The organism is Pseudoclavibacter helvolus (genome assembly GCF_049707175.1).
GTDB lineage: Bacteria > Actinomycetota > Actinomycetes > Actinomycetales > Microbacteriaceae > Pseudoclavibacter > Pseudoclavibacter helvolus_A.
This window is the reverse complement of sequence record NZ_JBNAFM010000003.1, coordinates 98,279-123,244: the sequence shown is the minus strand read 5'-3', so window position 1 is coordinate 123,244 and position 24,966 is coordinate 98,279. Positions and strand designations below refer to the sequence as shown.

The following is a 24,966-nucleotide window of genomic DNA, read 5'->3' as shown; positions in this document are numbered from 1 at the left end:
GAACTCTCTTGGCGAAGTCGACAACGTCATCGGCGCGTCGTGGTCGGGGTGCTGGCATCGTCCAGCGCGCCTGGCGCACGCTCACGTGGCTCTTGATCCTCATCCTTGCCCTCGTTGGCCTCAACTGGCTGGCGGTCGCCACCCAGGGCGGTCAGTGGACTCCGCGTCTCGCGCTCGACCTCGAGGGCGGGACACAGGTCGTTCTCGCGGCACAGCTGCCCGAGGGGCAGGCAGATCCTTCCTCCGAGCAGATGCAGCAGGCGGTCTCGATCATCCGTCAGCGCATCGACGCGTCAGGCGTCTCGGAAGCTGAGATCACCACGCAGGGCGGCCGGAACATCGTCGTCTCCGTTCCCGGCGAGATGGATCAGCTCACGCGCGACCGCATCGAGAACTCTGCGAAGCTCGAGTTCCGTGCGGTGCTCGTCGCAGACCAGGCGGCGAACAGCCAGGCGATTCCTGCGGACCAGCTTCCAGAAGAGCTCTCGACCACACCGACGGCCGAGCCGACCGACGCGAGCGACCTGAACTGGGTCACCGAGCAGACCTACGTCGACTTCCTGCAGTTCAACTGCGCCGATCTCGCGCCCGCCGCAGAGATCGACCCCACCAAGCCACTCATCACCTGCGACGACACCGGAACCGAGAAGTACGTCCTTGGTCCGGTCGAGGTCACGGGTGAGCGCATCGCTGACGCCTCGAGCGGCCTCACCACGACCAGCACGGGTGCGACCACCAACCAGTGGGCGGTCAACATCGAGTTCGACGCCCAGGGCACGCAGGAGTTCGCCGCGGTGACCGAGCGACTCGTCGGCCTCACTGAGAACCAGAACCGGTTCGCCGTCACGCTCGACAACAAGGTCATCGTCGCGCCGACGACAAACGCGGCCATCACGGACGGCAAGCCGCAGATCTCCGGCAACTTCAACGAGGAGAGCGCGAAGGCACTCGCCGACCAGCTCAAGTTCGGCGCGCTGCCGTTCAACTTCGTCGCACAGTCCACCTCGACGATCTCAGCGACCCTCGGTAGCTCCCAGCTCGTCAACGGCCTCATCGCCGGTCTGATCGGTCTGGCGGCCGTGGTCGTGTACTCGTTCTTCCAATATCGAACCCTCGGCCTGGTGACCGTTGCGTCGCTCGCGATTGCGGCGACACTGACCTACATCGTCGTGACCTACCTCTCCAACCAAGAGGGGTACCGGCTTTCCCTGGCGGGTGTCGCGGGCCTCATCGTCGCCATCGGCATCACTGCTGACTCCTTCATCGTCTACTTCGAGCGAATCAAGGACGAGCTGCGCGACGGCAAGGGCCTCGTCTCGGCAGTCGAGGGCGGCTGGACTCGCGCCATCCGCACGATCCTCGCCTCCGACGCGGTCAACTTCCTCGTCGCGATCGTGCTGCTGTTTGTCGCGGTCGGCAACGTCCGAGGCTTCGCGCTGACCCTCGGCATCACGACGATCATCGACATCATCGTGGTCACCCTGTTCACGCATCCGCTGATGCGCCTTCTGGCACGCACCTCGTTCTTCGCAGACGGCCACCCGGCATCCGGCCTCGACCCCCGCTCGCTGGGTGCGGTCTACCGGGGCCGCGGCACGTTCCGTGCTCCTGAGCAGAAGAAGCGCGGCGCGAGCCGCGAGGCTACGAAGCGCCAGACGCTCGCCGAGCGAAAAGCAGAGGCCGCGAAGAAGGCCAACGACGACCTCGTCGCGGCCGGGTCCACGACCCCAGATCAGACCTCGACGACAAGCAATGGGGAGAAGGCCTGATGAGCAAGTTCCAGACGCTCGGCAACGACCTCTACACCGGTGAGCGCTCCTTCGACTTCGTCGGAAAGCGAAAGATCTGGTTCGCCATCGCGGGCATCGCCGTCCTGATCTCGATCCTGGTCCCGATCTTCCGAGGCGGGCTCGAGCTCGGCATTGAGTTCACCGGCGGATCGGAGTTCCTCGTTTCGCAACCGGCAACGGATGAGCAGGAGCCCGCGATCGCGGCAGCAGCGGAGTTCACGCCGACACCGGCGAAGGTCGCCGTACTCGGCGACGGCGCGATCCGAGTGCAGACGGACTCGCTGTCCGAAGACGCCAACACCGAGCTTCGCGCCCTGCTCGCAGAGGCGTACTCGGTTCCCGTTGAGGACGTCAACCTCTCGACCATCGGGCCGTCCTGGGGGCAGGACATCACCCGCCAGATGGTCATCGGCCTCGCTGTCTTCGTCGCCATCGCCGCCGTCCTCATGTCGCTCTACTTCCGCACCTGGAAGATGTCGATCGCGGCACTCGTCGCCCTCGCGCACGACCTGGTCGTCACAGCCGGCGTCTACGCCGTCACCGGTGTCGAGGTCACGCCAGCGGCGGTCATCGGGTTCCTCACGATCCTCGGCTACTCGCTCTACGACACCGTCGTGGTGTTCGACAAGATCCGTGAGAACGCTGAGGATTACAACGCGGAGTCCTCGCGCACCTTCGGTGAGCTCGTGAACCTGGCCATCAACCAGACGCTCGTGCGATCGATCAACACGTCGGTCGTGGCGCTGCTCCCCGTCGGCGCGATCCTCTTCATCGGCGCCTTCCTGATGGGCGCTGGCACGCTCCGCGACATCGCCCTCGCGCTCTTCATCGGCATCTTCGTCGGAGCGCTCTCGACGATCTTCCTCGCCGGTCCGCTGTACGCAGCGCTTCGCTCACGCGAGCCGGAGATCGCTCGAACCGACAAGCGCATCCTCACGGCACGAGCTCGCGCACAGAAGGACCGCTCGGAGGCCTCGATCGAGGACGACGAGGACCTAGACGAAGACGCCGACACCGCTGAGCCGGCGCCGAAGGCCTCGGCGTCCTGAGAACAGCCCGCACGGTGATAGCTTGTCATCACCCTGGTCCGCGTGCTCGCGCCGACCAGGGTGATGATTCACATGGAGGTGCTGCATGAGTGAAGTCTCCTCGCTGCGCTGGCGAATGCCGCGAATGTTCGCGAAGCAGCCCGTGCACGTCCTCGAGCCGATCCTCAAATCGCTGAGGAAGCACGATCCGCGCGCGAACACCGCGCTCGTGCAACGCGCCTACGAGGTCGCGAAGGACGCACACGAGGGGCAGTTCCGTCGCAGCGGCGAACCGTACATCACCCACCCCGTCGCGGTCGCGAAGATCTTGGCCGATCTGGGCATCGGATCGATCACGGTCGCCGCAGCTCTCCTCCACGACACCGTCGAAGACACCGAGTACACCCTCGAGGAGCTCCGCTCTGACTTCGGCGACGAGATCGCGATGCTCGTCGACGGCGTCACCAAGCTCGACAAGGTGAAGTACGGCGACAACGCACAGGCCGAGACCGTCCGGAAAATGGTCGTCGCGATGTCGAAGGACATCCGTGTCCTCGTCATCAAGCTCGCTGACCGACTCCACAACGCCCGCACCTGGGGCTTCATGTCTCCGGAGAAGGCCAAGAGCAAGGCCAAGGAGACCCTCGAGATCTACGCGCCGTTGGCGCACCGCATGGGTATCCAGGCGATGAAGAACGAACTCGAGGACCTCTCGTTCGCGGTCATCAACCCCAAGATCTACTCCGAGATCAAGAACCTCGTCGCACACCGGCAGCCGGAGCGCGAGAAATACGTGCAACGCGTCATCGCTGAGGTGCAGTCGGACCTGCGCCAGCTCAAGATGCGCGGCGATGTCTACGGTCGCCCGAAAGAGCTCTACTCGATCTACCAGAAGATGATCGTGCGCGGTCGCGACTTCGACGAGATCTACGACCTCACTGCCATCCGTCTCATCGTCGACTCGGTGCGCGACTGCTACGGCGTGCTCGGTGCGATCCACGCGAGGTGGACCCCGATGCCGGGTCGCTTCAAGGACTACATCGCGACCCCTAAATTCAATCTCTATCAGTCCCTGCACACGACGGTCATCGGTCCGGACGGCAAACCCGTCGAGATCCAGATCCGAACCGTCGAGATGCACCGTCGCGCCGAGTTCGGCGTCGCCGCGCACTGGATGTACAAGCAGAACGCCCAGTCCGGCAAGCAGGACAAGGCCGACGAGACGCGCACCGAGATGGCGTGGCTCAAGCACCTCAGTGACTGGCAGCAGGAGACGACCGATCCGGGGGAGTTCCTCGACTCCCTTCGCTTCGACCTCGGGGCGAAGGAGGTGTACGTCTTCACGCCACAGGGCAAGGTAATCGGGCTGAGCGCCGGCGCGACGCCCGTCGACTTCGCCTACGCGATCCACACGGATGTGGGACACCGAACGATGGGCGCCAAGGTCAACGGGCGTCTGCTTCCCCTGGACTCGAAGCTGCAGAACGGCGATGTCGTCGAGGTCTTCACCTCGAAGAATCCCGACGCGGGCCCGAAGCAGGACTGGCTGACCTTCGTCGCGAGTGCTCGCGCCAAGAACAAGATCAGACAGTGGTTCTCCAAAGAACGCCGAGACGAGGCCATCGAGCAGGGCAAGGACTCCGTCGCGAAGGCCCTCCGCAAGGCAGGCCTGCCGCTCAACAAGGACCACGTGCAGGAGGCGTTCTCCTCGGTCGCCTCCAATCTCCGCTACCTCGACGTCACCGCCCTGTACGCCGCCGTCGGGGACGGTCACGTCTCGACCCAGTCGGTCATGGAGAAGCTGCAGGCCGCCCTGCGTCAGGAACAGGATGTTCCCGCAGCCGACGAGGCCCCGCAGTTCACGCCAGGCACGACCATCCCGACCACAAGCGACTCCGGTGTGCTCGTGCGCGGAGCACCCGACATCCTGGTCAAGGTGGCCAAGTGCTGCACGCCGGTGCCCGGAGACGAGATCCTCGGCTTCGTGACCCGAGGTCAGGGCGTCTCGGTGCACCGCGCCGACTGCAATAACGTGGCCAGCCTGCTCCGCGAGCCCGAACGCATGATCGAGGTGCAGTGGGCGCCGAGCTCATCGAGCGTCTTCCTTGTCAATATCCAGGTCGAGGCGCTCGACCGCTCCGGTCTGCTCAGCGACGTGACTCGAGTGCTGAGCGAGCACCACGTGAACATCCTGTCCGCCACCGTGCACACCTCAAAGGCACGCCTGGCCATCAGCAAGTTCTCCTTCCAGATGGGGGACACCACGCACCTCGACCGCGTGCTCAACGCCGTCAGGCGCATCGACGGGGTCTACGACGTGTACAGAGTCAAGACGCAGTAGCTTCGCGAGGGCGGCGCGTTGCCTGGCCTGTGTCGCGAAAGGACGCCGACCGCTGGCCTGCCGTGCGAGCAACGCCTCCGGGTCAAGGCCGAGCAGGTGCACCGCTCGGTCGATTGAGTTTTGGGTCGCCGCCGGGTCATGCAGCAGGTCGAGCAGCGCTCGCCACGGTCGCACGACGCGCACACCCCCGAGTACAACGACGGCGTCGTCGGACGGTGCGGTCGACCGGTATCTCACCCAGGTCGTGGCGTCTTTCGGCGGCCGAAAACCGCGCGGTGTCGCCAGCGTGACGTGGCTGGGGGCTGGGCCCCCGGCGTGCACCCAGACTGCCGAGGCCCCGCCAACGGCGAACCTCCCGCTGAGCAGCGGCTGCAGCGTCCTCGCTCGGTCTGCTGCGGTGATGCGCTCGGCGACCGAGATGTACCCGACCGCACCGGGGTGACCGAACCGGACGATGTGCCCGTCTCGCACCATCGCCTGGAGCTCGACCTCCGGCAGACGAAGCAATGGAGCAGGATGCACGTTCGCATCCTGCCCCACTCTGCCGGCCTACTCCGAACAGCTCAGCGAGCTGTGGAGAGTGCGCCGCTCAGCTACCGATCGCTCCGAGCCAGACCCGTCGTGCCTCAAGGGCCTCTTCGGCCTCCTTGACGGCACGCTGGTCGCCACGCGCCTCGGCGTCGGCACGCTCGGCCTCGAGCTTCTCGATCGCCTCAGTGAGCTGGCTGTGCAGCCCCTGGCTTCGCGCCTGACGCTCTGGGTTCGACTTCTGCCAGTGGTCGTCGTCGAGCTTGCGCACGTGCTGCTCAATGGCGCGGAGGCGGTCTTCTGTCGCCTTGAAGTTCTCGCGCGGAACGCGTCCGATCTCGTCCCAGCGCCGCTGGATATCGGCAAGCTTCTCGCGCGCGGCGCGCCGGTCGGTCAGCTGGAGGATGGGGGACGCTTCCTCAAGGAGTGCAGCCTTCGCCTCGTAGTTCGCCGCGTACTCCTCGTTCTCGGCCGCGTCGACCTCGCCCTTCGCCTGGAAGAGCACATCGCCAGCCGCTTTGAACTGGTTCCACAGCGCGTCGTCGTACTTGCGGCCAGCTCGCCCGGCGGCCTTCCACTCGTCGAGCAAACGCCGGTACTCGGCGACACCGTCAGCACCCCGAGGAGCGAGGGCCTCGGCACGTTCGAGGATCTTGGTTTTCGCATCCCGGGCCGTCTTGTGGCTCGCATCGAGCTCAGCGAAGAACGCGCGACGCTCACGCTCGAGCGTGCTGCGTGCACCGCGGAAGCGCTTCCACAGCGCGTTGGCTTCGGCCTTCGGCAGGCGGGGCCCGTCCTGCTGGTGGGCCTTCCACTTCGAGAAGAGCTCGTCGATACTCGCCGTCGTCTGCTTCCACTGGATGGACGCCGGCGGCTGGGCAGCCAGGCGCTCGGCCTCGACGACGATCGCCTCACGCTCTTGAAGCGCGGCAGCGATTTCTTCCTGCTGGGCCTCGCGCTGCTGCTCCGTGAGCTCGCTCACCGTGCCCCCGAGCGCCTCGAGGCGCGAGCGAAGCGCGGCGAGGTCACCCACGGCGTTCGCCCCGGAGAGCTGCGCGCTGAGGTGCTTGGCCGACTTCGCGATGTCGGAGGCGGGCGCGCCGTTCTTGACGCGCTGCTCGAGCAGCGAGACCTGGCCTTCGAGGTCGGAGAACTTGCGGACAAAGTACGCGAGAGCTTCCTCGGCCGTGCCGTCGGGGTACTGGCCGACCTTGCGCTCAGTACCTTCTTCGATCACGTACACGGTGCCGTCTTCTTCGACGCGGCCCCACGGATTCTGGGGGAGTGCAGACATGGCGGGTATTCCCTCACGGTAGGCGTTTGCGCAGCTTGCGCGACTGACTCCCCATGCTAGGACACTGCGGAGGATTCCTTCACCAGCGCATGCCCAGTCTCTCGGTGCGGCGGGAGTCTCGATGCCGCACGCGGGAGCGATCGACGCGCTACTTCAACGAGAGCGAGGTGATCACCGCTGGAGCAAGCGGTGCACCGTCACCGGCGCCAGATGCTGGATCGACACCTTCGTCAACGATCCCGGAGATGAGCTGGTCGAGGCCGCCCGTAACCTGGCCCATGACCGTGTAGCCGCCTGCCGCGTCGCCTGGCAGGGTGGTCTCCTCGTACACGATGAAGAACTGACTGCCCATGCTCTCGGCGTTGCCGCCCTGGCGGGCCATCGCGATGGTCCCGGCGGGGTACACACCGTCCTCCGGCGCGTTCTCGATGGGGCCCCAGCTGTAGCCGGGTCCGCCAGTGCCGGTGCCCGTCGGGTCGCCGCACTGCAGCACAAAGAGGCCCTCCGTCGTGAGGCGGTGACAGGAGGTGTCGGTGAAGTAGTTCTCGCCACTCAGCGCGACCATGTTCGCGACGGCCTGCGGGGCGGCGGCACCGTCGAGCTCGATGTCCAGCGTGATGTCGTCGTTGAAGGTCATCTCACCGGTCCAGGTGCGGTCTTCGGCGAGGGAAGGATCGGGAGCCTCGCTGGCCGGCGTGGCGGTAGGCGTCGCGGTCGCGTCGGCGACCGGTGCGGATGCTCCTGGTCCTCCGGTGAAGTAGAAGACCTGCAGTGCGCCAACCACGAGTGCGACCACCACGAGAGCGATCGTCCAGACTCGGTTGTCCCGGCTCCGTCGACGAACGCCGCGCTCGTGGACGGCGACGCGCGCCTCGTACTCGCGGGTACGCCGACGCTGCTCTCGGGTGTTCTTATCCGAAGTTGCCACTGTGCCTCATTCGCTCGTCTTCAGCATGCCGTGCAGGCACCAGAGGGGAGTTTACTAACATCGGGCCTCATGACCGGTGACGCGCCAAGCCTTGCGGGCACGACTGCGCCCCTTGCGGTGCGGATGCGCCCGAGATCTCTCGACGAGGTCGTGGGGCAGCGGCACCTGCTGCGGCCCGGCTCACCGCTGCGCGCGCTCGCTTCGCCGGATCAGGACGCGCGGGCTGGGACGTCCGTCATCCTGTGGGGACCCCCCGGAACCGGCAAGACCACGCTCGCGCAGGCGATCGCGCACACTTCAGGTAAGCGCTTCACGCAGCTCTCGGCCATCTCGGCAGGCGTCAAGGACGTGCGTCAGGTCATGGACGAGGCGCTGAGCCAGCGAGATCTCTACGGCATTCAATCGGTGCTGTTCCTCGACGAGATTCACCGCTTCACGAAGGCCCAGCAGGACGCGCTGCTCCCGGGGGTTGAAAACGGGTGGGTGACGCTGGTGGCGGCTACGACCGAGAATCCATCCTTCTCGGTCATCAGCCCGCTGCTCTCGCGGAGCCTCCTCCTGACCCTCCAGCCGTTGGATGAGTCGGACCTGATCGAGCTCCTCGATCGAGCGGTCGACGACAAGCGCGGCCTCGCCGGCGCGTTCGATCTCGCTGACGACGCCAAGCGCGCGATCGTCCAGTTCTCCTCAGGAGATGCTCGCCGCGCCCTCACAACGCTCGAAGCCGCCGCGGCTGCCGCGCAGGCGTCCGAGCAGTCGACGATCGACGCCGAGATCGTGGCGAGCGCATCCGACCAGGCACTCCTTCGCTACGACCGCGACGGGGATGAGCACTATGACGTCATCAGTGCGTTCATCAAGTCGGTGCGGGGAAGCGACCCGGACGCCGCACTCCATTACCTCGCCCGCATGATCGTCGCGGGGGAGGACCCGCGGTTCATCGCCCGTCGACTTATCGTGCTCGCGAGCGAGGACATCGGCCTGGCGGAACCGCGAGGCCTGGAGATGGCCGTCGCCGCTGCTGACGCGGTGCAGCTCATAGGGATGCCGGAGGGGCGAATCCCGCTCGCCCAGGCGACGGTGTTTCTCGCGACAGCGCCGAAGTCGAATGCCGCCTACGCAGGAATCAACGCCGCGATCGCAGACGTGAAGGCGGGAGGCATCGGCCGCGTGCCGAAGCACCTGCGCGACGCGCACTACGCGGGCGCCAAACGCCTCGGCCACGGCAAGGGGTATAAGTACCCGCACGACGACCCGAGGGGGGTCTCGGAGCAGCAGTACCTGCCGGACGAACTCAGCCACCGGGAGTACTACTCACCGACGAGGTTCGGCGAGGAGCGGGAAGTCGCCGCGCGACTCGAGAAGCTCCGCGCGATCACCAAGCCGGGAAACTAGCTCTGCCACCCCTGTGCTAGGCTTTCTCGGTCTACCTCTCGAGGTCGCGTGCGGCTGCGCGCTCGGGGGCAAGGTGTGCAGTCTGTAGCCGACGCACGCACGACACTGCTCAAGTTTGACGCCGGGGCATGGCCTTGGCGGAGAGCAACTTCATTTCTGCGCGCTCACGCGCGCCAAACTTCGCTCGAAAGGCAATTGTGTCCAAGACCTCACGTTCACGCAGCAAGGTGCGCCTCAGTCGCGCACTCGGCATCGCACTCACCCCGAAGGCAGAGCGCGCGCTCGAGAAGCGCCCGTACGCACCGGGAGAGCACGGCCGCACGCGTCGCAAGACTGACAGCGACTACGCCGTCCGTCTGCGCGAGAAGCAGCGTCTGCGCGCCCAGTACGGGCTCCGCGAGAAGCAGCTTCGCATCGTCTTCGAAGAGTCGCGTCGCGCGGCAGGCCTGACGGGTGAGAACCTCGTCGAGCTCCTCGAGATGCGCCTCGACGCGCTTGTCCTCCGTTCGGGCTTTGCCCGCACCACGGCACAGGCTCGTCAGCTCGTTGTGCACCGCCACATCCTCGTCGACGGCAAGCTCGTCGACCGCCCCAGCTTCCGCGTGAAGCCGGGTCAGCTCATCCAGGTCAAGCAGCGCTCGGAGGCCCTCGAGGTCTTCCAGGTCGCCGCAGCCGGTGGTCACGCGGACGTCCTCCCCAAGGTCCCCGCGTACCTCGACGTCGACCTCGCAACGCTCCAGTCGCGCCTCGTGCGTCGGCCGAAGCGCGCCGAAGTTCCGGTGACGTGTGAAGTCCAGCTCGTCGTCGAGTACTACGCTGCTCGCTAGCCAAGTCGGCGCTCCGGTTCGCCGGAACTGGCAGTTCGGGACACCCCGAGCGGCCAGAGCCAACTAACATGGGGGCGGGTCATCGCAAGATGACCCGCCCTTTTGTCTGTCCTGCGGCGCTGCGTCGCTCGTCTATCCGTGCGGCGCTGTGCCGCGCTCACTAAGGAGCACCATGTCTGGTGGCGACATCGCCGGCCTCATCGCGGCCGGAGTCTTCCTCGTCCTCGTCCTTCTGCTCGCGGTTCCCCTGCTCAAGCTCGGCGGGGTACTCGATGAGGTGCGCAGCGGCATCCGCGAGTCCATCGATGCCATCACCCCCACCCTCGCAGAGACGCAGGTCACGGTGCTTGAGGCCAACAAGCAGCTCGCGAAGATCGACAGCATCACGACGCACGTCTCCGAGACGACCAGCAACGTCTCGAGCCTCGTCGCCCTGACGGCGGCAACCGTCGGCGGTCCGCTGATCAAGCTCGCCGGGTTCTCCGCCGCAGTCCGGGCAGGCATCTCGAGCTTCAAGAGCGACGGCCCCAAGCCCGCCAAGGCGCCTTCCAAACCGAAGAAGCCCAAGGCCCGCGGCGGCGTCCGCTGACCGCACCCACCACCGTTCCCGACCCGCTCAAGGAGCCCTCATGCGCACAGCGCTCAGCATCATCGGCGGCATCGCCGCAGGATTCGCCCTCGCTCACGTCGTCAACTCGACGCCAGCCGGACGGAAGTTCTTCGCGAGCGTGAACGGACGCGTCGACGAGTTCACCGAGGCCGTCGGAGAGGGCTACCGCGCACGCACGCAGGACCTCGCGGCGGCCATCGCCGACATCAAGTAGCGCGACCCACCCCAGGACCACGGGGCGCTCGTCGCCAGCCGCCAGAGAAAGAGCCACACAGCACGATGCAAACCGCCGAGATCCGTCGCCGCTTCCTTGACTTCTTCGAGCAGCGCGGGCACACCGCCGTTCCTTCAGCGCCGCTCGTCAGCGACGACCCGACGATCATGTTCACGATCGCCGGCATGGTTCCCTTCATCCCATACTTCACCGGGGTGGTGCCAGCGCCGTTCGATCGGGCCGTCAGCGTACAGAAGTGCATCAGGACCAACGACATCGAGGAAGTCGGGAAGACGCCGAGGCACGGCACCTTCTTCCAAATGTGCGGCAACTTCTCGTTCGGCGACTACTTCAAGCAGGGTGCCATCGAGTTTGCGTGGGAGCTGCTGACCACTCCGGAGAGCGCCGGCGGTCTCGGCTTCAAGCCAGAGGACCTCTGGATCACGGTCTACGAGAACGACGACGTCGCGCGCGGCATCTGGCGTGAGGTCACCGGCTTCCCCGACGAGCGCATCCAGGGCCTCGGCATGAAAGACAACTTCTGGTCCGCTGGCGGCCCGGGGAGCCCCGCTGGCCCGTGCTCCGAGATCTTCTTCGACCGCGGGCCCGAGTACGGCATCGACGGTGGCCCAGCCACGGACGACGACCGGTACGTCGAGATCTGGAACCTCGTCTTCATGCAGTACGAACGCGGCGAGGGCACCACCAAGGACGACTACGATATCGTCGCCGACCTGCCGAAGCAAAACATCGACACCGGCATGGGGCTCGAGCGCATCGCCTTCATCAAGCAAGGCGTCGACAACATGTACGAGATCGACCAAGTTCGCCCGGTCCTCGACAAAGCCGCCGAGATCTCCGGCAAGGCCTACGGCGCCTCGCACGAGGACGACGTCAGGATGCGCGTCGTCGCCGACCACGTGCGGTCGTCGCTCATGCTCATGGCCGACCGAGTGGAGCCAGGCAACGAGGGGCGCGGCTACATCCTCCGTCGTTTGCTGCGTCGCGTGGTCAGGGCCATGCGCCTCCTCGGCTTCGACGGTGCGAGCCTGCCGCAGCTGCTGCCCGCATCGTGCGCCGCGATGCAGGACGCCTACCCGGAGCTTGTCGACGAGTTCCCGCGCATCGCGCGCCTCGCCTACGCGGAGGAGGAGACCTTCCTTCGCACGCTTGCCGCCGGCACCGCGATCCTCGACTCTGCTGTCTCGGAGACCAGGGCCAGTGGAGTCCAGCACCTCTCTGGCGAGACGGCGTTCAAGCTTCATGACACCTTCGGGTTCCCCATTGACCTCACCGTCGAGATCGCGGAAGAGGCTGGCGTCAGTGTGAACCGCGATGCCTTCGAGCGACTCATGAGCGAGCAGCGGACCCGGGCCAAGGCGGATGCCAAGTCCAAGCGCTCGGCGCTTGCGGACGTCTCCGTGTACAGCGAGTTCCGCGCACTCGGAGAGACGACGTTCGTCGGCTACACCGATCTTGCGAACGAGAGCGAGGTCCTCGGCCTGATCGTCGACGGCTTGCCTGCGGTCACCGCCGGCGCCGGGCAGCAGGTCGAGATCATCCTCGCGAGCACAGCCCTCTACGCCGAGGCCGGCGGGCAGGAGGCCGACTCCGGCCAAATCACCTCCGCGGCCCGCGGGCTGGTCGCCGACGTCGTCGACGTGCAGCGCCCCATCGCAGGCCTCGTCAGCCACACCGTTTCGATTGTCTCCGGAGAGGTCGCCGTCGGCGACCGTGTCGAGACGATCGTCGACCAGGCGTACCGCCGAAGCGCGAACCAGGCGCACACGGCGACCCACCTCCTGCATGCAGCCCTGCGAGACGTGCTCGGTCCTGACGCCCACCAGTCCGGCTCCTACAACAAGGCCGGCTACCTGCGCCTCGACTTCTCCTGGACCCAGGCGCTCTCCAACGACACCAAGACCGAGTTGGAGGGCATCGTCAACGATGCCATCCGCGCCAACCACGTCGTGACGACTCGGGAGATGGACCTCGACGAAGCGAAATCGCTCGGCGCCCGCGCCCTGTTCGGCGAGAAGTACGGCAGCCGTGTGCGGATGGTCGACATCGGTGGCCCGTGGTCGCGTGAGCTCTGCGGTGGCACGCACGTCGGTAGCTCCTCCGAGGTCGGCATCGTGAATCTCGTGGGCGAGTCCTCGGTCGGGTCGAGCAACCGCCGCATCGAGTCGCTCGTCGGTCGCGACGCGTTCGCGGACTTCGCCGTTGAGCGCGCCATCGTGTCGCAGCTGACCAGCAACCTGAAGGCCCCGCGCGAGCAGCTCGCCGACCGCGTCCAAGACCTCGCGGCGAGCCTCAAGGCCGCGCAGAAGCGCATCGCGGAACTCGAGGCCGCAGAGGCCATGCAGCGCGTTCCGGCGATCGCGGCCGAGGCCAGCACCGCTGGCAAGGTCGTGCTCGTAGCCAAGCACCTGGGTGAGGTGCGCAGCACAGACGAGCTCCGCTCACTCGCCGTCGCCGTCCGCGAGCAGCTGGGGGAACGCCCCGCGGTGGTCGCCCTCGGCGCGGCGTCGAACGGCAAGCCGATCGTGCTCGTCGCCACGAACGCGGCAGGCCGAGACTCAGGTGCCGCTGCCGGTGCGCTCGTCCGCATCGCGGCGCCCATCCTCGGTGGAGGCGGCGGCGGCAAGCCGGACATGGCTCAGGGCGGCGGCACGGACGTCGAGCGCCTCGACGATGCCCTCGCCGCCATCCGCTCCGAGCTGGCGAATGGCTGACGCCCGCGTCGGGACTCGCCTCGGCGTCGACGTGGGCAAAGCCCGCGTCGGCGTCAGCAGGAGCGATCCGCACGGGATGCTCGCAACCCCCCTCGAGACGGTGCCGCGCGACGGCGCGAACGGCGACGCCCACGCGAGACGCATCGCGGAGCTCGTCGCCGAGTACGACGCGATCGAGATCGTCGTCGGCCTCCCGCTGTCGCTCTCCGGCGCCGAGACCGCATCCACCGCAGATGCCCGTGCTGTCGCGGCGCAGATCGCCGCTCACTCTCCGGTGCCACTCAGGTTGGTGGACGAGCGTCTGACGACGGTGAGTGCAAGCCGGCAGCTGCGAGACGTCGGCCGGAAGGCCTCCAGATCGAGGCACATCATCGACCAGATGGCGGCAGTCGTCATCTTGCAGACCACGCTCGACGCGGAGCGCCAATCCGGACGTGCACCGGGTGAGCTCCTCTCCCGAAAGGACCAGGACTCTGACGGACAACCAGCCCCCAAGTAGTCGCGACGGACGCAAGAGCTCAGCCCCGGACGACCCGTTCGGCGACCTGTTCTCCGGCGAGATCGCGACGCAGGCGGATGCCAACGGCGGCAGCCCGCGCAGGTCTGGCGGCACCCGCAGGCGCGAATCCGCTGCGGCCAGGCGGGGAAAGCGGAGCCTCCTCGTCATCCTCGTGCTCATCGTCGTCGTGGCGGTGAGCGCCGCCGTCGTCTGGTTCGGCTTCGGCTCGCAGCTGCGCAGCCTGTTCGGCGGGGGTGCCGGTTCGGCGGACTTCGAGGGCAGCGGGAACGGCACCGAGACGGCCTTCACGATCGAGTCCGGCGACACGGGCACCTCGATCGGTGAGCGCCTCGCAGAGGTGGGCATCGTGAAGACCTCCGGCGCCTTCGTCGACGAGGTGCTCTCTCAGCCAGAGGACCCGGTGTTCATCCCTGGCAGCTACGGGATGCAGCAGGAGATGAGCGCCGAGGCGGCCCTCGCCTCGCTGCTCGACCCGGCGAACCGCCAGGAGTCGACCGTCGTGATCCCGGAGGGGACGGCGCTCCAGGACGTGTACGCCCTCATCGAAGGCGGCGTGGGTATCCCGGTCGCCGACCTCGAGGCGGCCGCGGTTCCCGCCAACTTCGGGCTGCCCGCTGAGGCGACGAGCCTCGAAGGCTTCCTGTTCCCCGCGACCTACAGCTTCGACCCGGGCGTCGACGCCAACACCGTACTCAAGACGCTGGTCGACCGGATGTTCCAGTCGCTCGACGAGCACGGTGTCGCTCCGGAGGCTCGATGGGACACGGTGCGCCTCGCGTCCCTCATCCAAAAGGAGGCTGGCCTCCGCGAGGACTACTACAAGGTCTCGCGCGTCTTCCTCAACCGCCTCGACACCGGCATGCTCCTGCAGTCGGACGCGACCGTCGCGTACGGCACCGGCAACACCCACCGCGTCTCGACGAGCGACGCCGAACGTGCGGATGCGGCCAACATCTACAACACCTATGTGCACCCGGGCATGGTCGCCGGTCCGATCTCGAACCCGGGGGATATCGCGATCGACGCAGCGGTCAACCCGGCGGACGGGCCGTGGTTGTACTTCGTTACGTGGAACCTCGACACGGGGGAGACCATCTTCTCTGAGACCTTCGAGGAGCATGAGGTCGCCGTGGCGAAGTGGCTCGCCTGGATGGATGAGCACCCCGAGTATGGCTGAGGCCGGGCCGAGGCCCGACACCGGATCGGGGACGAGGCTCGCGGTCCTCGGCTCGCCGATCGGCCACTCGAAGTCGCCCGCGATCCACGCCGCTGCCTACGAGGTGCTCGGCCTCGACTGGCGCTACGAGCGGTTCGACATCCCGGCGGGTGAGCTCGCGTCCTTCATGGCTGGCCGCGGGGGAGGGTGGCGTGGCTTCTCGGTGACCATGCCGCTCAAGCAGGAGGCGAGGGACTTCGCCTCCTCGCTTGATCCGGCCGCCGCGCGGATCGGTGCCGTCAACACCCTCGTGTTCGACGGCGCCGAGGGCTCCGCACTCGCCCACGGCTGGAACACGGACGTGACCGGCTTCATCGCGGCACTCGGCGAGGCGGGCGTCGACCGCGCGGCGCGGGTGCGCCTGCTCGGAGCGGGCGGGACCGCGGCCGCCGTCGTCGCGGCCCTGCCGTCGCTGGAGACCCGGGAGCTGTCGATCGTCGTGCGCGCCCCAGAGCGCGCTCGGGGGCTGGCGGAGCTCGCCGAAGCCCTGGGCATCCGGGTCGAAGTGCTGACGTTCGCGCAGTTCGACGCGCTGCCCCCGCTCGAGAAGGCCGCCGAGCTGGCTGTGAACACCGTGCCCGGAGACCGAGACGACCTCTCGGTCGACCATTCGTGGGCGCGCGACTCCCTGCTCTTCGACGTGCTCTACGACCCCTGGCCCACGAAACTCGCTACTCGCTGGGCTGCCGCGGGCGGCTCCGTCGTGTCAGGGCTCGAGCTCCTCCTCGCCCAGGCTCTGGTGCAAGTGAGACTCTTCACCGGTCGCGGCGAGTCGGAACCCCTCCCGCACGAGGCTGAGGTGCGTGCAGCGATGCGGACCGCCGCGCTGCGCGTGTCAGAATAGTCCAATGCTTCGATGGCTCACGGCCGGGGAATCCCACGGCCCAGAACTCCTTGCGATCCTCGAGGGACTCCCGGCTGGCGTGCCGCTCTCCCTCGACGATCTCCGCACCGACCTCGCACGGCGAAAGCTCGGCCACGGCCGCGGCGCTCGCATGAAGTTCGAGCAGGACGAGCTCACGCTGTCCGCGGGTGTCCGGCACGGCTACTCGATGGGCTCGCCCATCGGCATCCGCATCGGCAACACCGAGTGGCCGAAGTGGGTCGAGGTCATGAGCCCGGAGCCCGTCGACGCTTCCGTCTTCGAGACGGGCCGCGGCGCGAAGCTGACCCGCCCGCGCCCAGGGCACGCGGATCTCATCGGCATGCAGAAGTACGGCTTCGATGAGGCACGCCCCGTTTTGGAGAGAGCGAGTGCCCGCGAGACGGCCGCGCGCGTGGCGCTCGGTGCAATCGCGAAGCGCTTCCTCGCCGAGCTCGGCATCACAACCCTGAGCCATACGCTTGCCATCGGCACCGTCCGCGTCCCCGAGGATGCGCCCCTGCCGGGCTACGGCGACCTGGCCGCCATCGATGCCGACCCGGTCCGCGTCTTCGACGCGGAGACGTCGGCCGCAGCCGTGGCGCTCATCGACGAGGTGCGCAAGAGCGGGGACACGCTCGGCGGCGTGACCGAGGTGCTCGTCTGGGGTCTCCCGCCCGGCATCGGCTCGTACGTGCACTGGGACCGTCGCCTCGACGCGCGCCTCGCCAAGGCGCTCATGAGCGTCCAGGCAATCAAGGGCGTCGAGGTCGGTGACGGGTTCGAGACCACCAGGCGTCCCGGTACGGCCGCGCACGATCCCCTCTACATGTGTGACGGCTCCATCGTGCGCTCGAGCGACCGCGCGGGCGGCATCGAGGGCGGCATGGCGACCGGCACGGTCCTGCGCGTCCGGGCTGGAATGAAGCCGATCGCGACAGTCCCGAAGGCGCTGCACACCGTCGACGTCGCGACTGGGCAGGACGCTGCGGCACACCACCAGCGCTCGGACGTGTGCGCGGTTCCCGCCTCCGGCGTCGTCATCGAGGCGATGGTCGCGCTCACGATCGCCGACTCGATCCTCGAGAAGTTCGGGGGTGACTCGGTCGCCGAGACGAAACGGAACATCGAGAGCTACCTCGCGAGCATCCCGCCGCTGCTGCGCACCTCCCGCGAGTCCGTCGCCGAATCCGAGCTGCAGGCAGGGCCGGTCGACGAGACGCCAATGGGGGACTCGCTCAGCGAGTGGCGCGTATGAGCGTCGTCCTCATCGGCCCGCCGGCGGCGGGCAAGTCGAGGGCAGGGCGCCGCCTCGCCAAGGTGCTCGACGCGAGCTACGCGGACACCGACAAGGTGATCGTCGCCCGCCACGGCGCCATCCCCGACATCTTCGCGGAGCACGGCGAGGCCGAGTTCCGGCGCCTCGAGCGCGACGTCATCGCCGAGCACCTCGAGACCACCGAGGTGCTCTCGCTCGGGGGCGGCGCTGTCATGGATGCGGAGACGCAGGCACGCCTCGACGCGCACACCGTCGTCCTGCTGACCGCCACCCCCGCCGCCATCACCGAGCGCATCACCGGCAACGCGAAGCGCCCGCTCATCACGGGCATCGAGAGCTGGACGACGATCTACGAAGCGCGCCGCGAGACCTACGAGCGCCTCGCGGACGTCACGTTTGACACTTCATTCCGGCCCATGGTCCGCGTCGTCGAAGACATCGCGGAGTGGCTGGAGCAGCACACCAAGGAAGGACCAAGCGACGTTGCCTGAGATCATCGAGGTTCCCGGCGCCCACGGCGACATCATCATCGGATCAGGACAGTTCCGAGACGCGGCCGGAGTGATCCCAGCTCTGCTCGGCGAGGGGGTCGCCAAGGTCCTCATCGTGCACGCGCCGCACCTCGCGGACGTCGCCGAGCGGGTTCGCGAGCAGCTGGTCGGCGAGTACAACCAGGTGCTCATCGCCGAGATCCCGGACGCCGAGGGTGCGAAGCGCATCGAGGTCGCCGCATTCTGCTGGCAGATCCTGGGCCAGGCAGACTTCACGCGGTCAGACGCCGTCATCACGATCGGCGGAGGCGCGACGAGCGACATCGGCGGCTTCATCGCCGCGACGTGGCTGCGCGGCGTCAAGGTCGTGCACATGCCGACGACCGTGCTCGCCATGGTCGACGCAGCTATCGGTGGAAAGACGGGCCTCAACACCAACGAGGGCAAGAACCTCGTCGGATCCTTCCACCCGCCGACCGGGGTCGTCATCGATCCGGAGATCCTCGCCGGCCTGCCGCGCAACGAGTTGCTCGCGGGCTTCGCCGAGGTTGTGAAGGCCGGCTTCATCGCCGAGCCGGAGATCTTGGACATCATCGAACGCGACCCGGACCGCGCGACCGACCCGACGACGCCAGAGTTCCTCCGCGTGCTCGAGCTCGCCATCCGAGTCAAGGCCAGGGTCGTCGGCGAAGACTTCACCGAGCAGGGGCTGCGCGAGATCCTCAATTACGGGCACACGCTCGGGCACGCCATCGAGAACGCCGAGCGTTACCAGTGGAGACACGGCGCGGCGATCTCCATCGGCATGGCCTTCGTCGCCGAGCTCGCACGCCTCTCGGGTCGCCTGGACGACGAGACCGCCGACCGCCACAAGGCGATCCTCGAGCTCCTCGGCCTCCCCACGAGCTACCCGGCCGGCCGCTGGAACACGCTGCTCGCCACGATGCGACGCGACAAGAAGGCGAGGGGCGCCATGCTGCGGTTCGTGGTCCTCGACGGGCTTGGTCGTCCCACGATCATGCGGGCGCCCGACGAGAGCCTCCTCTTCGCGGCGTATCAGGAGATCGCCAGCTAGGCCACGCCCGCACCTCGTGGGCGCTCCCGGACGAGTTCCTCGATCATGACGCCGGACTCGAACCGGCGGGTGTTGGTCGGGAGGAACGACACGGGGGAGTAGGCGGCATCGCCGAACAGCGGGATCCCGGCGCCGAAGGCGACGGGGTTCCGCTTGAGGATGAGGCGGTCGATCTCGCCGAGGAGCGCGCCCGCCAGGTCGCCGCCTCCGCAGAGCCAGATCGGCAGGCCCTCCTCCGCCTTGAGTTCACGGACGCACCGCACGGGGTCGTCCACCAGCGTGACGTCGTCGGCGACGTAGCGCTCACTGCGACTCGCGACGAATTGGCGCAAATGCGGGTACGGGCTGTCGATGCCGATCTCCACGGCCGGACGCAGGGTGTTCCAGCCCATGATCACGGTGTCGAAGGTCGTTCCCGGTGCCTTGAGTCCGAGCAGGTCGAGCACGTGCGCCGGAAATGCGTCGGTGTACTCCTCGAGGAGTGTCGCCATGTGGTCGCCCTCCACCGGGAAGGCGTCGTAGCCTCCGCTCGGGTCTGCGATGAACCCGTCGATGCTCGAAGCGACGTAGTAGACCAGTTCGCGCATGTGCTGCCCCTCTCAACTTGTTCCGGTGTCGGGACCCTACCGCCGCGCGCTGACGCATCGCCCGAGGTCGGCGCGGTCAGCAGCAGCTGATGCGGTCGGGGGCCTCGAGGTAGCTGAACGCCCCGAGCTCGCGGAATCCCGCCCTCTCGAAGAGGCGCAGCGAGGCCGCGTTGCGCTCGACGACCATGGCGAGGCACGACGCCGCACCGCGCTTCGCGGCCGCTCGCCTCGCGAGGTCGACAAGCAGACGACCGTAGCCGCGCCCGCGGCTGCCGCGTTCGGTGACGAGGCAGTCGATCACGGCAATATCGCGGTCGAGCGTCAGGCGCGCCAGCGCGGTGAGGTTCCCCTCGACCCGCACCTGCAAGAAGTCCGAGCAGCCTGCACCGAGGATGCGTGGGGCGAGCCTCTGGTCAATCGGCAGGCGGCGGCCGTTCCACCGGAGCCACGCGTCGAGCCACTCGGGCGACAACTCCGCTCCGATCGTCAACGCGACGCCGCTCGCCAGGAGCGGACCGCCCGGTGCGCCGCCAAGCGGTGTCTCGTCAGTCTCAGCTGCTGGTCCGGGTGCTGGTGCTGGTGCTGGTGCGGCGAGGATCCTGCCCGTGAGCGCGGGCACGTAGCCGAACGCACGCAGCGCGGCGACCTCGCTCGGAGAGCTTGACCCGGTCGCGAAGAAGCGACTCGGGAGCCCGCGCGCCCGGTACGCTTCCTCCACCTCGCCGATCGCGGCCCGGGCATCCGGAACTTCGCCGAGCATCCACACGCTGTTCGCGCGCCTCGTGAAGCCTTGCGAAAAGCCCAGTCGCCACCCGCCGACACTCCGTTCGTCGAGCGGTGGCCAACTCGCCCGCAGCGCCTCGGTTGCGCGGGCGACCGACACCGGTGGCGCGGACGCGTCGGCCAGGATCCTGTGGTCTGCTGCCATGCTGAGAGGCTAGGCGCCCGCCCGCCTCGCCGCCAGCCGGCTGACCTCAGCCACCTGAAGAGGGGCGGACGGGCCATCGTTTAGCCTGGACGCCGGGCCAGCAGGCGGCGCCGGGCACTCGGCCCGACGCGCCGAGGCGGCCCACCGCATCCACTCGGCAGAAGGACCCAAGTTGACCAGGCGCATTGTCTTCCTCGACATCGACGGAACACTCATCGACGATGAGGAGCACATCCAGCCGTCCACCGTCGAGGCCGTCGTGCGGGCCAGGGCGGCGGGTCACCTGCTCTTCATCTGCACGGGACGCTCGCGCGCCGAGATCTACTCGCAGATCCTCGACATCGGGTTCGACGGGATCGTGAGCGCGGGCGGCAGCTTCGTGTGGCTCGCCGGGGAGACGCGCGTCTCGCGAACCATGCCTCGTGAGGACGCTGCGTTCGCGATCGACTACTTCACGCGCGCCGGCATCGACTTCTACGTGCAGAGCGACTCGGTGGTCGTCGCGAGCCGGGGTTTCCGCGCCCACCTGCGCAGGCTGCTCGCAGCCTTGCCTGCGGACTCCAACCGGGTCGAGGCGGACGGGGAGCTGCAGTTCGAGAAGTTCTTCGACGAGAGTGGCGACGTGCTGCGCGACGACATCGGCAAGATGTGCTTCCTGAGCGCCGAGACGCCCATCGACGACATCCGAGCCGCGTTCGCAGGTCGGTTCGACGTCATCCACGCCACGGTGCCGGTGCTCGGGCCCCACAGCGGCGAACTTCTGCAGCGCGGCGTGAACAAGGGGAGTGCGATCCTCGAGGTGTGCCAAATCCTCGGCATCGACCAGGCCGACACTGTCGGCATCGGTGACAGCGTCAACGACATCGAGATGCTTGAGCTGACCGGAATCGGCATCGCGATGGGCAACGCGCCCGACGCCATCAAGGCGCACGCCGACCAGGTCACGACCGGCGTGGACGACGACGGGGTCTGGAACGCGTTCGTGCGCAACGGGCTCATCGCGGCCGATGCATCGGTCGTCCCGTCCAACGCGTACGTCTGACCTCCTCGGTAGACTGGCGCGCATGCGCATCCTCGTCCTCGGCGGCCCGAACCTCAACCGACTCGGCACTCGCGAGCCCGAGACCTACGGCACGCAGACGCTGGACGACATCGTGGAGCTGCTGCAGCGCAGTGCAGGCGCCGGCATCGAGATCGACGCGCGGCAGTCCAACTTCGAGGGGCAGCTCGTCGAGTGGCTCCACGAGGCGGCGGATGCACGCACCCCCGTCATCCTGAACCCGGCAGCGCTGACCCACTACTCGATCGCCCTGCGCGACGCGGTGTCCATCGTCACCGAGACCGGGACCCCGGTCATCGAGGTGCACCTGTCGAACCCCCACGCGCGGGAGACGTTCCGGCACACGAGCGTCATCTCGGCGGTCGCCACCGGCGTCGTCGCAGGGCTCGGGGCCCGGTCGTACCTGGCAGCCCTCGAGGGCATCCGCGTGCTCAGCGAGGCGAGTCGGCACTCGCCCGACGCCCTGCACTAGACTGCTCCGGGGCCGCTGGGGCAAACGCCTCGCGCCGACAGCTCGCGCGCACCTCACTCGGTGCCGACAATTGAAGAATCCCGCCGTACCGCGGGATGGACACGGAGAAACTTCCATGGCAACTACCGCAGACATCAAGAACGGCGTTGTGCTCCTCATCGAGAAGCAGCTCTGGCAGGTCATCGACTTCCAGCACGTCAAGCCAGGCAAGGGCGGTGCGTTCGTGCGCACCAAGCTCAAGCAGGTCGTCAGCGGCAAGACCGTCGACCGCACGTTCAACGCCGGAGCCAAGATCGAGACCGCAACGGTCGACCGGCGCGACTTCCAGTACCTCTACCGTGACGGCGAGGGCTACGTCTTCATGGACCAGACCGACTACGACCAGATCACGCTCGACGAGCGCATCGTCGGCGACGCCGCCAAGTACATGCTCGAGCAGCAGAGCGTGCAGATCGCGCTCAACGAGGGCGAGCCGCTCTACATCGAGCTGCCGCCGTCGGTCGTGCTCGAGATCACCTACACGGAGCCGGGCCTGCAGGGCGACCGCTCCAACGCAGGAACCAAGCCGGCGACCGTAGAGACGGGTGCCGAGATCCAGGTGCCGCTGTTCGTCGAGGCGGGCACGAAGGTCAAGATCGACACCCGCACCGGCGACTACCTGGGCCGCGTCAACGACTAGTGAGCGCACGCACGAAGGCGCGCAAGCGCGCCATGGACATCCTGTTCGCCTCCGACGTGCGAGGAACTCCCATCCCGGAGCTCCTCGGCCAGGAGGCGGAGCGAGCGGCGGATGAGCCGGACCGCGCCGCGAGCTGGCGCTACGCCAGGGAGATTGTGCTCGGCGTCATCGAGCACGCCGACGAGATCGACGGCTACATCGTCGAGACTGCGCGCGACTGGACGCTGGAGCGCATGCCCGCCCTCGACCGCTCGATCCTCAGGGTCGCGATCTGGGAGCTCAAGTACAACGACGAAATCCCAGCCGCCGTCGCCATCACCGAGGCCGTGAGCGCCGCGGGGGAATACTCGACAGATGCTTCGGGCAAGTTCATCCATGGAGTGCTCGGTCGCATCAGCGAGCAGTAGCACGATGCTAGGCTTGTGGCCTGGGTCTCCACCGCCTCGGCGGGGCGACTCGGGCCACAGTCAGGCTCCTGCCACCTCAGCGCCCTCGGTCGCGAGGTGGTCATCACCCCAGACATCCTTTAACACCGTCCAGTGAGGCGGGGAAGGAGGTCGACGTGTCACAGCGAACCGTGCTGAATCACGACGACGTTCAACGAGCCCTCGTGCGCATCGCGCACCAGATCCTCGAGCAGAATCGCGGGTCGAACGACCTCCTCCTGCTCGGCATCCCGAGCCGCGGGGTTCCCCTCGCGAAGCGCCTCGCCGGCCTCATCGCCGGCTTCGAGGCCTCCAACGGAACCCATGTCGAAGCCGCGAACATTGCGGGTTCGCTCGACGTCACGATGTACCGCGACGACCTGCGGCGCGGCCCAGCCCGCGTCTCGCAGCCGACCCACATCCCGGTCGGCGGCATCGATGGGAAGACCGTCGTGCTCGTCGACGATGTGCTCTTCTCCGGGCGCACCGTTCGCGCAGCCCTTGACGCGCTGAGCGACACGGGGCGGCCACGCGCCGTGCAGCTCGCCGTGCTCGTTGACCGCGGCCACCGCGAGCTCCCGATCCGGGCCGACTACGTGGGCAAGAACCTGCCGTCTGCCCGCAGCGAGCGCATCGGGGTCGAGCTCACCGAGCTCGACGGCGGCGACCGAGTCGTGATCACCGACGGGGGACGCGCATGAAGCACCTGCTCTCGACCAAGGGCATGTCCCGCGAGGACGCGATCATGCTGCTCGACATCGCCGAGGATATGTCGGACGTCGGCGACCGCGAGGTCAAGAAGCTGCCCGCGCTCCGCGGCATCACGGTCGTGAACCTCTTCTACGAGGACTCGACCCGCACGCGGATCTCGTTCGAGGCTGCCGAGAAGCGGCTCTCGGCCGACGTCATCAACTTCGGGGCGAAGGGTTCGAGTGTGTCCAAGGGGGAGTCGCTCAAGGACACGGCGCAGACGCTCAAGGCCATCGGGGCCGATGCCGTCGTCATCAGGCACCCGTCGAGCGGGGCACCCCAGCTCCTCGCCGAGCGCGACTGGATCGACGCCCCGATCCTCAACGCCGGCGACGGCATGCACGAGCACCCCACGCAGGCGCTCCTGGACGCGTTCACGCTGCGGCGCCGCGTTCACGGCCGCAGCGCGGCTCGAGGCAAGGGCCTCGACGGCTGCCACATCGTCATCGTCGGCGACATCCTCCACTCCAGAGTCGCGAGGTCCAATGTCTGGCTCCTGACCACGCTCGGCGCCGAAGTCACGCTCGTCGGCCCTCCCACACTCGTGCCGGTGCGCACGGAAGCGTGGCCCGCGACCATCACCAGCGATCTCGACGCCGCGCTCGCCAGCGACCCGACGGCGGTCATGCTCCTGCGCATCCAGGCAGAGCGGATGCACGACGCGTTCTTCCCCAACACGCGCGAGTACGCGAAGAACTGGGGCCTCGGCGAGGCCCGCTTCCGTAGCCTGCCCGAGTCTACGATGGTCATGCACCCCGGTCCCATGAACCGGGGGCTCGAGATCTCCTCCATCGCCGCCGACTCACCACAGTCGACAGTGCTTGAGCAGGTTGCGAACGGCGTCGCCGTCCGCATGGCCGCGCTGTACGTGCTCTGCTCGGGCGAACGCTCCGGGAGCGCATCGTGAACGAGGGCCAAGGAAACGAGAGAGG

The 24,966-nt window shown here is 67.6% G+C and carries 24 protein-coding genes; 20 read left to right on the top strand and 4 right to left on the bottom strand.

The window, feature by feature from the left end; all coding sequences use genetic code 11:
• Positions 1–8 precede the first annotated feature (8 nt).
• The 3 genes from secD (at position 9) to ACPYN9_RS03390 (ending at position 5,159) form a co-directional block, all read left to right on the top strand.
• Positions 9–1,769 (top strand): protein translocase subunit SecD, encoded by a 1,761-nt coding sequence (secD, locus tag ACPYN9_RS03400; protein WP_424463915.1) that lies wholly within the window; start codon positions 9–11, stop codon positions 1,767–1,769.
• Positions 1,769–2,839 carry a protein translocase subunit SecF gene (gene secF / locus ACPYN9_RS03395; RefSeq protein ID WP_424463913.1) on the top strand — a complete coding sequence of 357 codons (1,071 nt, stop codon included), beginning with the start codon at positions 1,769–1,771 and terminating at the stop codon, positions 2,837–2,839. The genes secD and secF overlap by 1 nt, the downstream gene beginning before the upstream one ends.
• Before the next feature lie 85 nt (positions 2,840–2,924).
• Positions 2,925–5,159: a RelA/SpoT family protein gene (locus tag ACPYN9_RS03390; RefSeq protein ID WP_424463911.1), complete on the top strand. Its 2,235-nt coding sequence runs from the start codon at positions 2,925–2,927 to the stop codon at positions 5,157–5,159.
• A 589-nt stretch (positions 5,160–5,748) separates the two neighbouring features.
• Here the strand turns inward: ACPYN9_RS03390 and ACPYN9_RS03385 are convergent.
• Both ACPYN9_RS03385 and ACPYN9_RS03380 read right to left on the bottom strand, forming a co-directional pair.
• Complete coding sequence (locus ACPYN9_RS03385) at positions 5,749–6,981, bottom strand: DUF349 domain-containing protein (RefSeq protein ID WP_424463910.1); 1,233 nt, start codon at positions 6,979–6,981, stop codon at positions 5,749–5,751.
• Between the two features lie 148 nt (positions 6,982–7,129).
• The gene (locus tag ACPYN9_RS03380; protein WP_424463908.1) at positions 7,130–7,909 is read right to left on the bottom strand and encodes a peptidylprolyl isomerase; all 780 of its coding nucleotides are present in this window, start codon (positions 7,907–7,909) and stop codon (positions 7,130–7,132) included.
• A gap of 69 nt (positions 7,910–7,978) precedes the next feature.
• On the opposite strand from ACPYN9_RS03380, the gene ACPYN9_RS03375 reads away from it, so the two are divergent.
• The 11 genes from ACPYN9_RS03375 to aroB all read left to right on the top strand — a co-directional run bounded on the left by ACPYN9_RS03375 (position 7,979) and on the right by aroB (position 19,133).
• On the top strand, positions 7,979–9,304 hold the full coding sequence (locus ACPYN9_RS03375; RefSeq protein ID WP_424463906.1) for a replication-associated recombination protein A: 1,326 nt from the start codon (positions 7,979–7,981) through the stop codon (positions 9,302–9,304).
• A gap of 197 nt (positions 9,305–9,501) precedes the next feature.
• Entirely contained in the window at positions 9,502–10,131 is a 630-nt protein-coding gene (gene rpsD, locus ACPYN9_RS03370) for a 30S ribosomal protein S4 (protein ID WP_424463905.1), read from the top strand.
• Positions 10,132–10,303: 172 nt separating this feature from the next.
• A complete protein-coding gene (locus ACPYN9_RS03365) occupies positions 10,304–10,720 on the top strand; it encodes a DUF948 domain-containing protein (protein ID WP_424463903.1) in 417 nt (138 codons plus the stop codon).
• A 40-nt stretch (positions 10,721–10,760) separates the two neighbouring features.
• Positions 10,761–10,955 carry a hypothetical protein gene (locus tag ACPYN9_RS03360; RefSeq protein WP_424463902.1) on the top strand — a complete coding sequence of 65 codons (195 nt, stop codon included), beginning with the start codon at positions 10,761–10,763 and terminating at the stop codon, positions 10,953–10,955.
• A 65-nt stretch (positions 10,956–11,020) separates the two neighbouring features.
• The gene (alaS, locus tag ACPYN9_RS03355; protein WP_424463900.1) at positions 11,021–13,690 is read left to right on the top strand and encodes an alanine--tRNA ligase; all 2,670 of its coding nucleotides are present in this window, start codon (positions 11,021–11,023) and stop codon (positions 13,688–13,690) included.
• Positions 13,683–14,189, top strand: a complete 507-nt coding sequence (ruvX, locus tag ACPYN9_RS03350; RefSeq protein ID WP_424463898.1) for a Holliday junction resolvase RuvX — start codon at positions 13,683–13,685, stop codon at positions 14,187–14,189. Before alaS ends, ruvX begins: the two co-directional genes overlap by 8 nt.
• Positions 14,134–15,387 (top strand): endolytic transglycosylase MltG, encoded by a 1,254-nt coding sequence (mltG, locus tag ACPYN9_RS03345; protein ID WP_424463896.1) that lies wholly within the window; start codon positions 14,134–14,136, stop codon positions 15,385–15,387. The genes ruvX and mltG overlap by 56 nt, the downstream gene beginning before the upstream one ends.
• Positions 15,365–16,270, top strand: coding sequence for a shikimate dehydrogenase (locus tag ACPYN9_RS03340; protein ID WP_424463894.1), 906 nt, complete (start codon positions 15,365–15,367; stop codon positions 16,268–16,270). Before mltG ends, ACPYN9_RS03340 begins: the two co-directional genes overlap by 23 nt.
• A gap of 4 nt (positions 16,271–16,274) precedes the next feature.
• Positions 16,275–17,546, top strand: coding sequence for a chorismate synthase (gene aroC / locus ACPYN9_RS03335; protein WP_424463892.1), 1,272 nt, complete (start codon positions 16,275–16,277; stop codon positions 17,544–17,546).
• Positions 17,543–18,058 (top strand): shikimate kinase, encoded by a 516-nt coding sequence (locus tag ACPYN9_RS03330; protein ID WP_424463890.1) that lies wholly within the window; start codon positions 17,543–17,545, stop codon positions 18,056–18,058. The genes aroC and ACPYN9_RS03330 overlap by 4 nt, the downstream gene beginning before the upstream one ends.
• Positions 18,051–19,133, top strand: coding sequence for a 3-dehydroquinate synthase (aroB, locus tag ACPYN9_RS03325; protein ID WP_424463888.1), 1,083 nt, complete (start codon positions 18,051–18,053; stop codon positions 19,131–19,133). The genes ACPYN9_RS03330 and aroB overlap by 8 nt, the downstream gene beginning before the upstream one ends.
• Here aroB and ACPYN9_RS03320 read toward each other — a convergent pair.
• Complete coding sequence (locus tag ACPYN9_RS03320; protein WP_424463886.1) at positions 19,130–19,720, bottom strand: dihydrofolate reductase family protein; 591 nt, start codon at positions 19,718–19,720, stop codon at positions 19,130–19,132. The genes aroB and ACPYN9_RS03320 overlap by 4 nt on opposite strands.
• A 76-nt stretch (positions 19,721–19,796) precedes the next feature.
• The gene (locus tag ACPYN9_RS03315) at positions 19,797–20,648 is read right to left on the bottom strand and encodes a GNAT family N-acetyltransferase (RefSeq protein ID WP_424463885.1); all 852 of its coding nucleotides are present in this window, start codon (positions 20,646–20,648) and stop codon (positions 19,797–19,799) included.
• A 172-nt stretch (positions 20,649–20,820) separates the two neighbouring features.
• Between ACPYN9_RS03315 and ACPYN9_RS03310 the strand changes: the two genes are divergently transcribed.
• From ACPYN9_RS03310 to ACPYN9_RS03285, 6 genes are all read left to right on the top strand, one after another.
• Positions 20,821–21,690 carry a Cof-type HAD-IIB family hydrolase gene (locus tag ACPYN9_RS03310; protein ID WP_424463883.1) on the top strand — a complete coding sequence of 290 codons (870 nt, stop codon included), beginning with the start codon at positions 20,821–20,823 and terminating at the stop codon, positions 21,688–21,690.
• A gap of 22 nt (positions 21,691–21,712) precedes the next feature.
• Positions 21,713–22,180 (top strand): type II 3-dehydroquinate dehydratase, encoded by a 468-nt coding sequence (aroQ, locus tag ACPYN9_RS03305; RefSeq protein ID WP_424463882.1) that lies wholly within the window; start codon positions 21,713–21,715, stop codon positions 22,178–22,180.
• Between the two features lie 115 nt (positions 22,181–22,295).
• On the top strand, positions 22,296–22,859 hold the full coding sequence (gene efp / locus ACPYN9_RS03300) for an elongation factor P (protein WP_424463880.1): 564 nt from the start codon (positions 22,296–22,298) through the stop codon (positions 22,857–22,859).
• Entirely contained in the window at positions 22,859–23,266 is a 408-nt protein-coding gene (nusB, locus tag ACPYN9_RS03295; protein ID WP_068484434.1) for a transcription antitermination factor NusB, read from the top strand. Before efp ends, nusB begins: the two co-directional genes overlap by 1 nt.
• A 155-nt stretch (positions 23,267–23,421) precedes the next feature.
• The gene (gene pyrR, locus ACPYN9_RS03290; RefSeq protein WP_424463877.1) at positions 23,422–23,985 is read left to right on the top strand and encodes a bifunctional pyr operon transcriptional regulator/uracil phosphoribosyltransferase PyrR; all 564 of its coding nucleotides are present in this window, start codon (positions 23,422–23,424) and stop codon (positions 23,983–23,985) included.
• Positions 23,982–24,941 (top strand): aspartate carbamoyltransferase catalytic subunit, encoded by a 960-nt coding sequence (locus ACPYN9_RS03285; protein ID WP_424463876.1) that lies wholly within the window; start codon positions 23,982–23,984, stop codon positions 24,939–24,941. The genes pyrR and ACPYN9_RS03285 overlap by 4 nt, the downstream gene beginning before the upstream one ends.
• Positions 24,942–24,966: the final 25 nt, after the last annotated feature.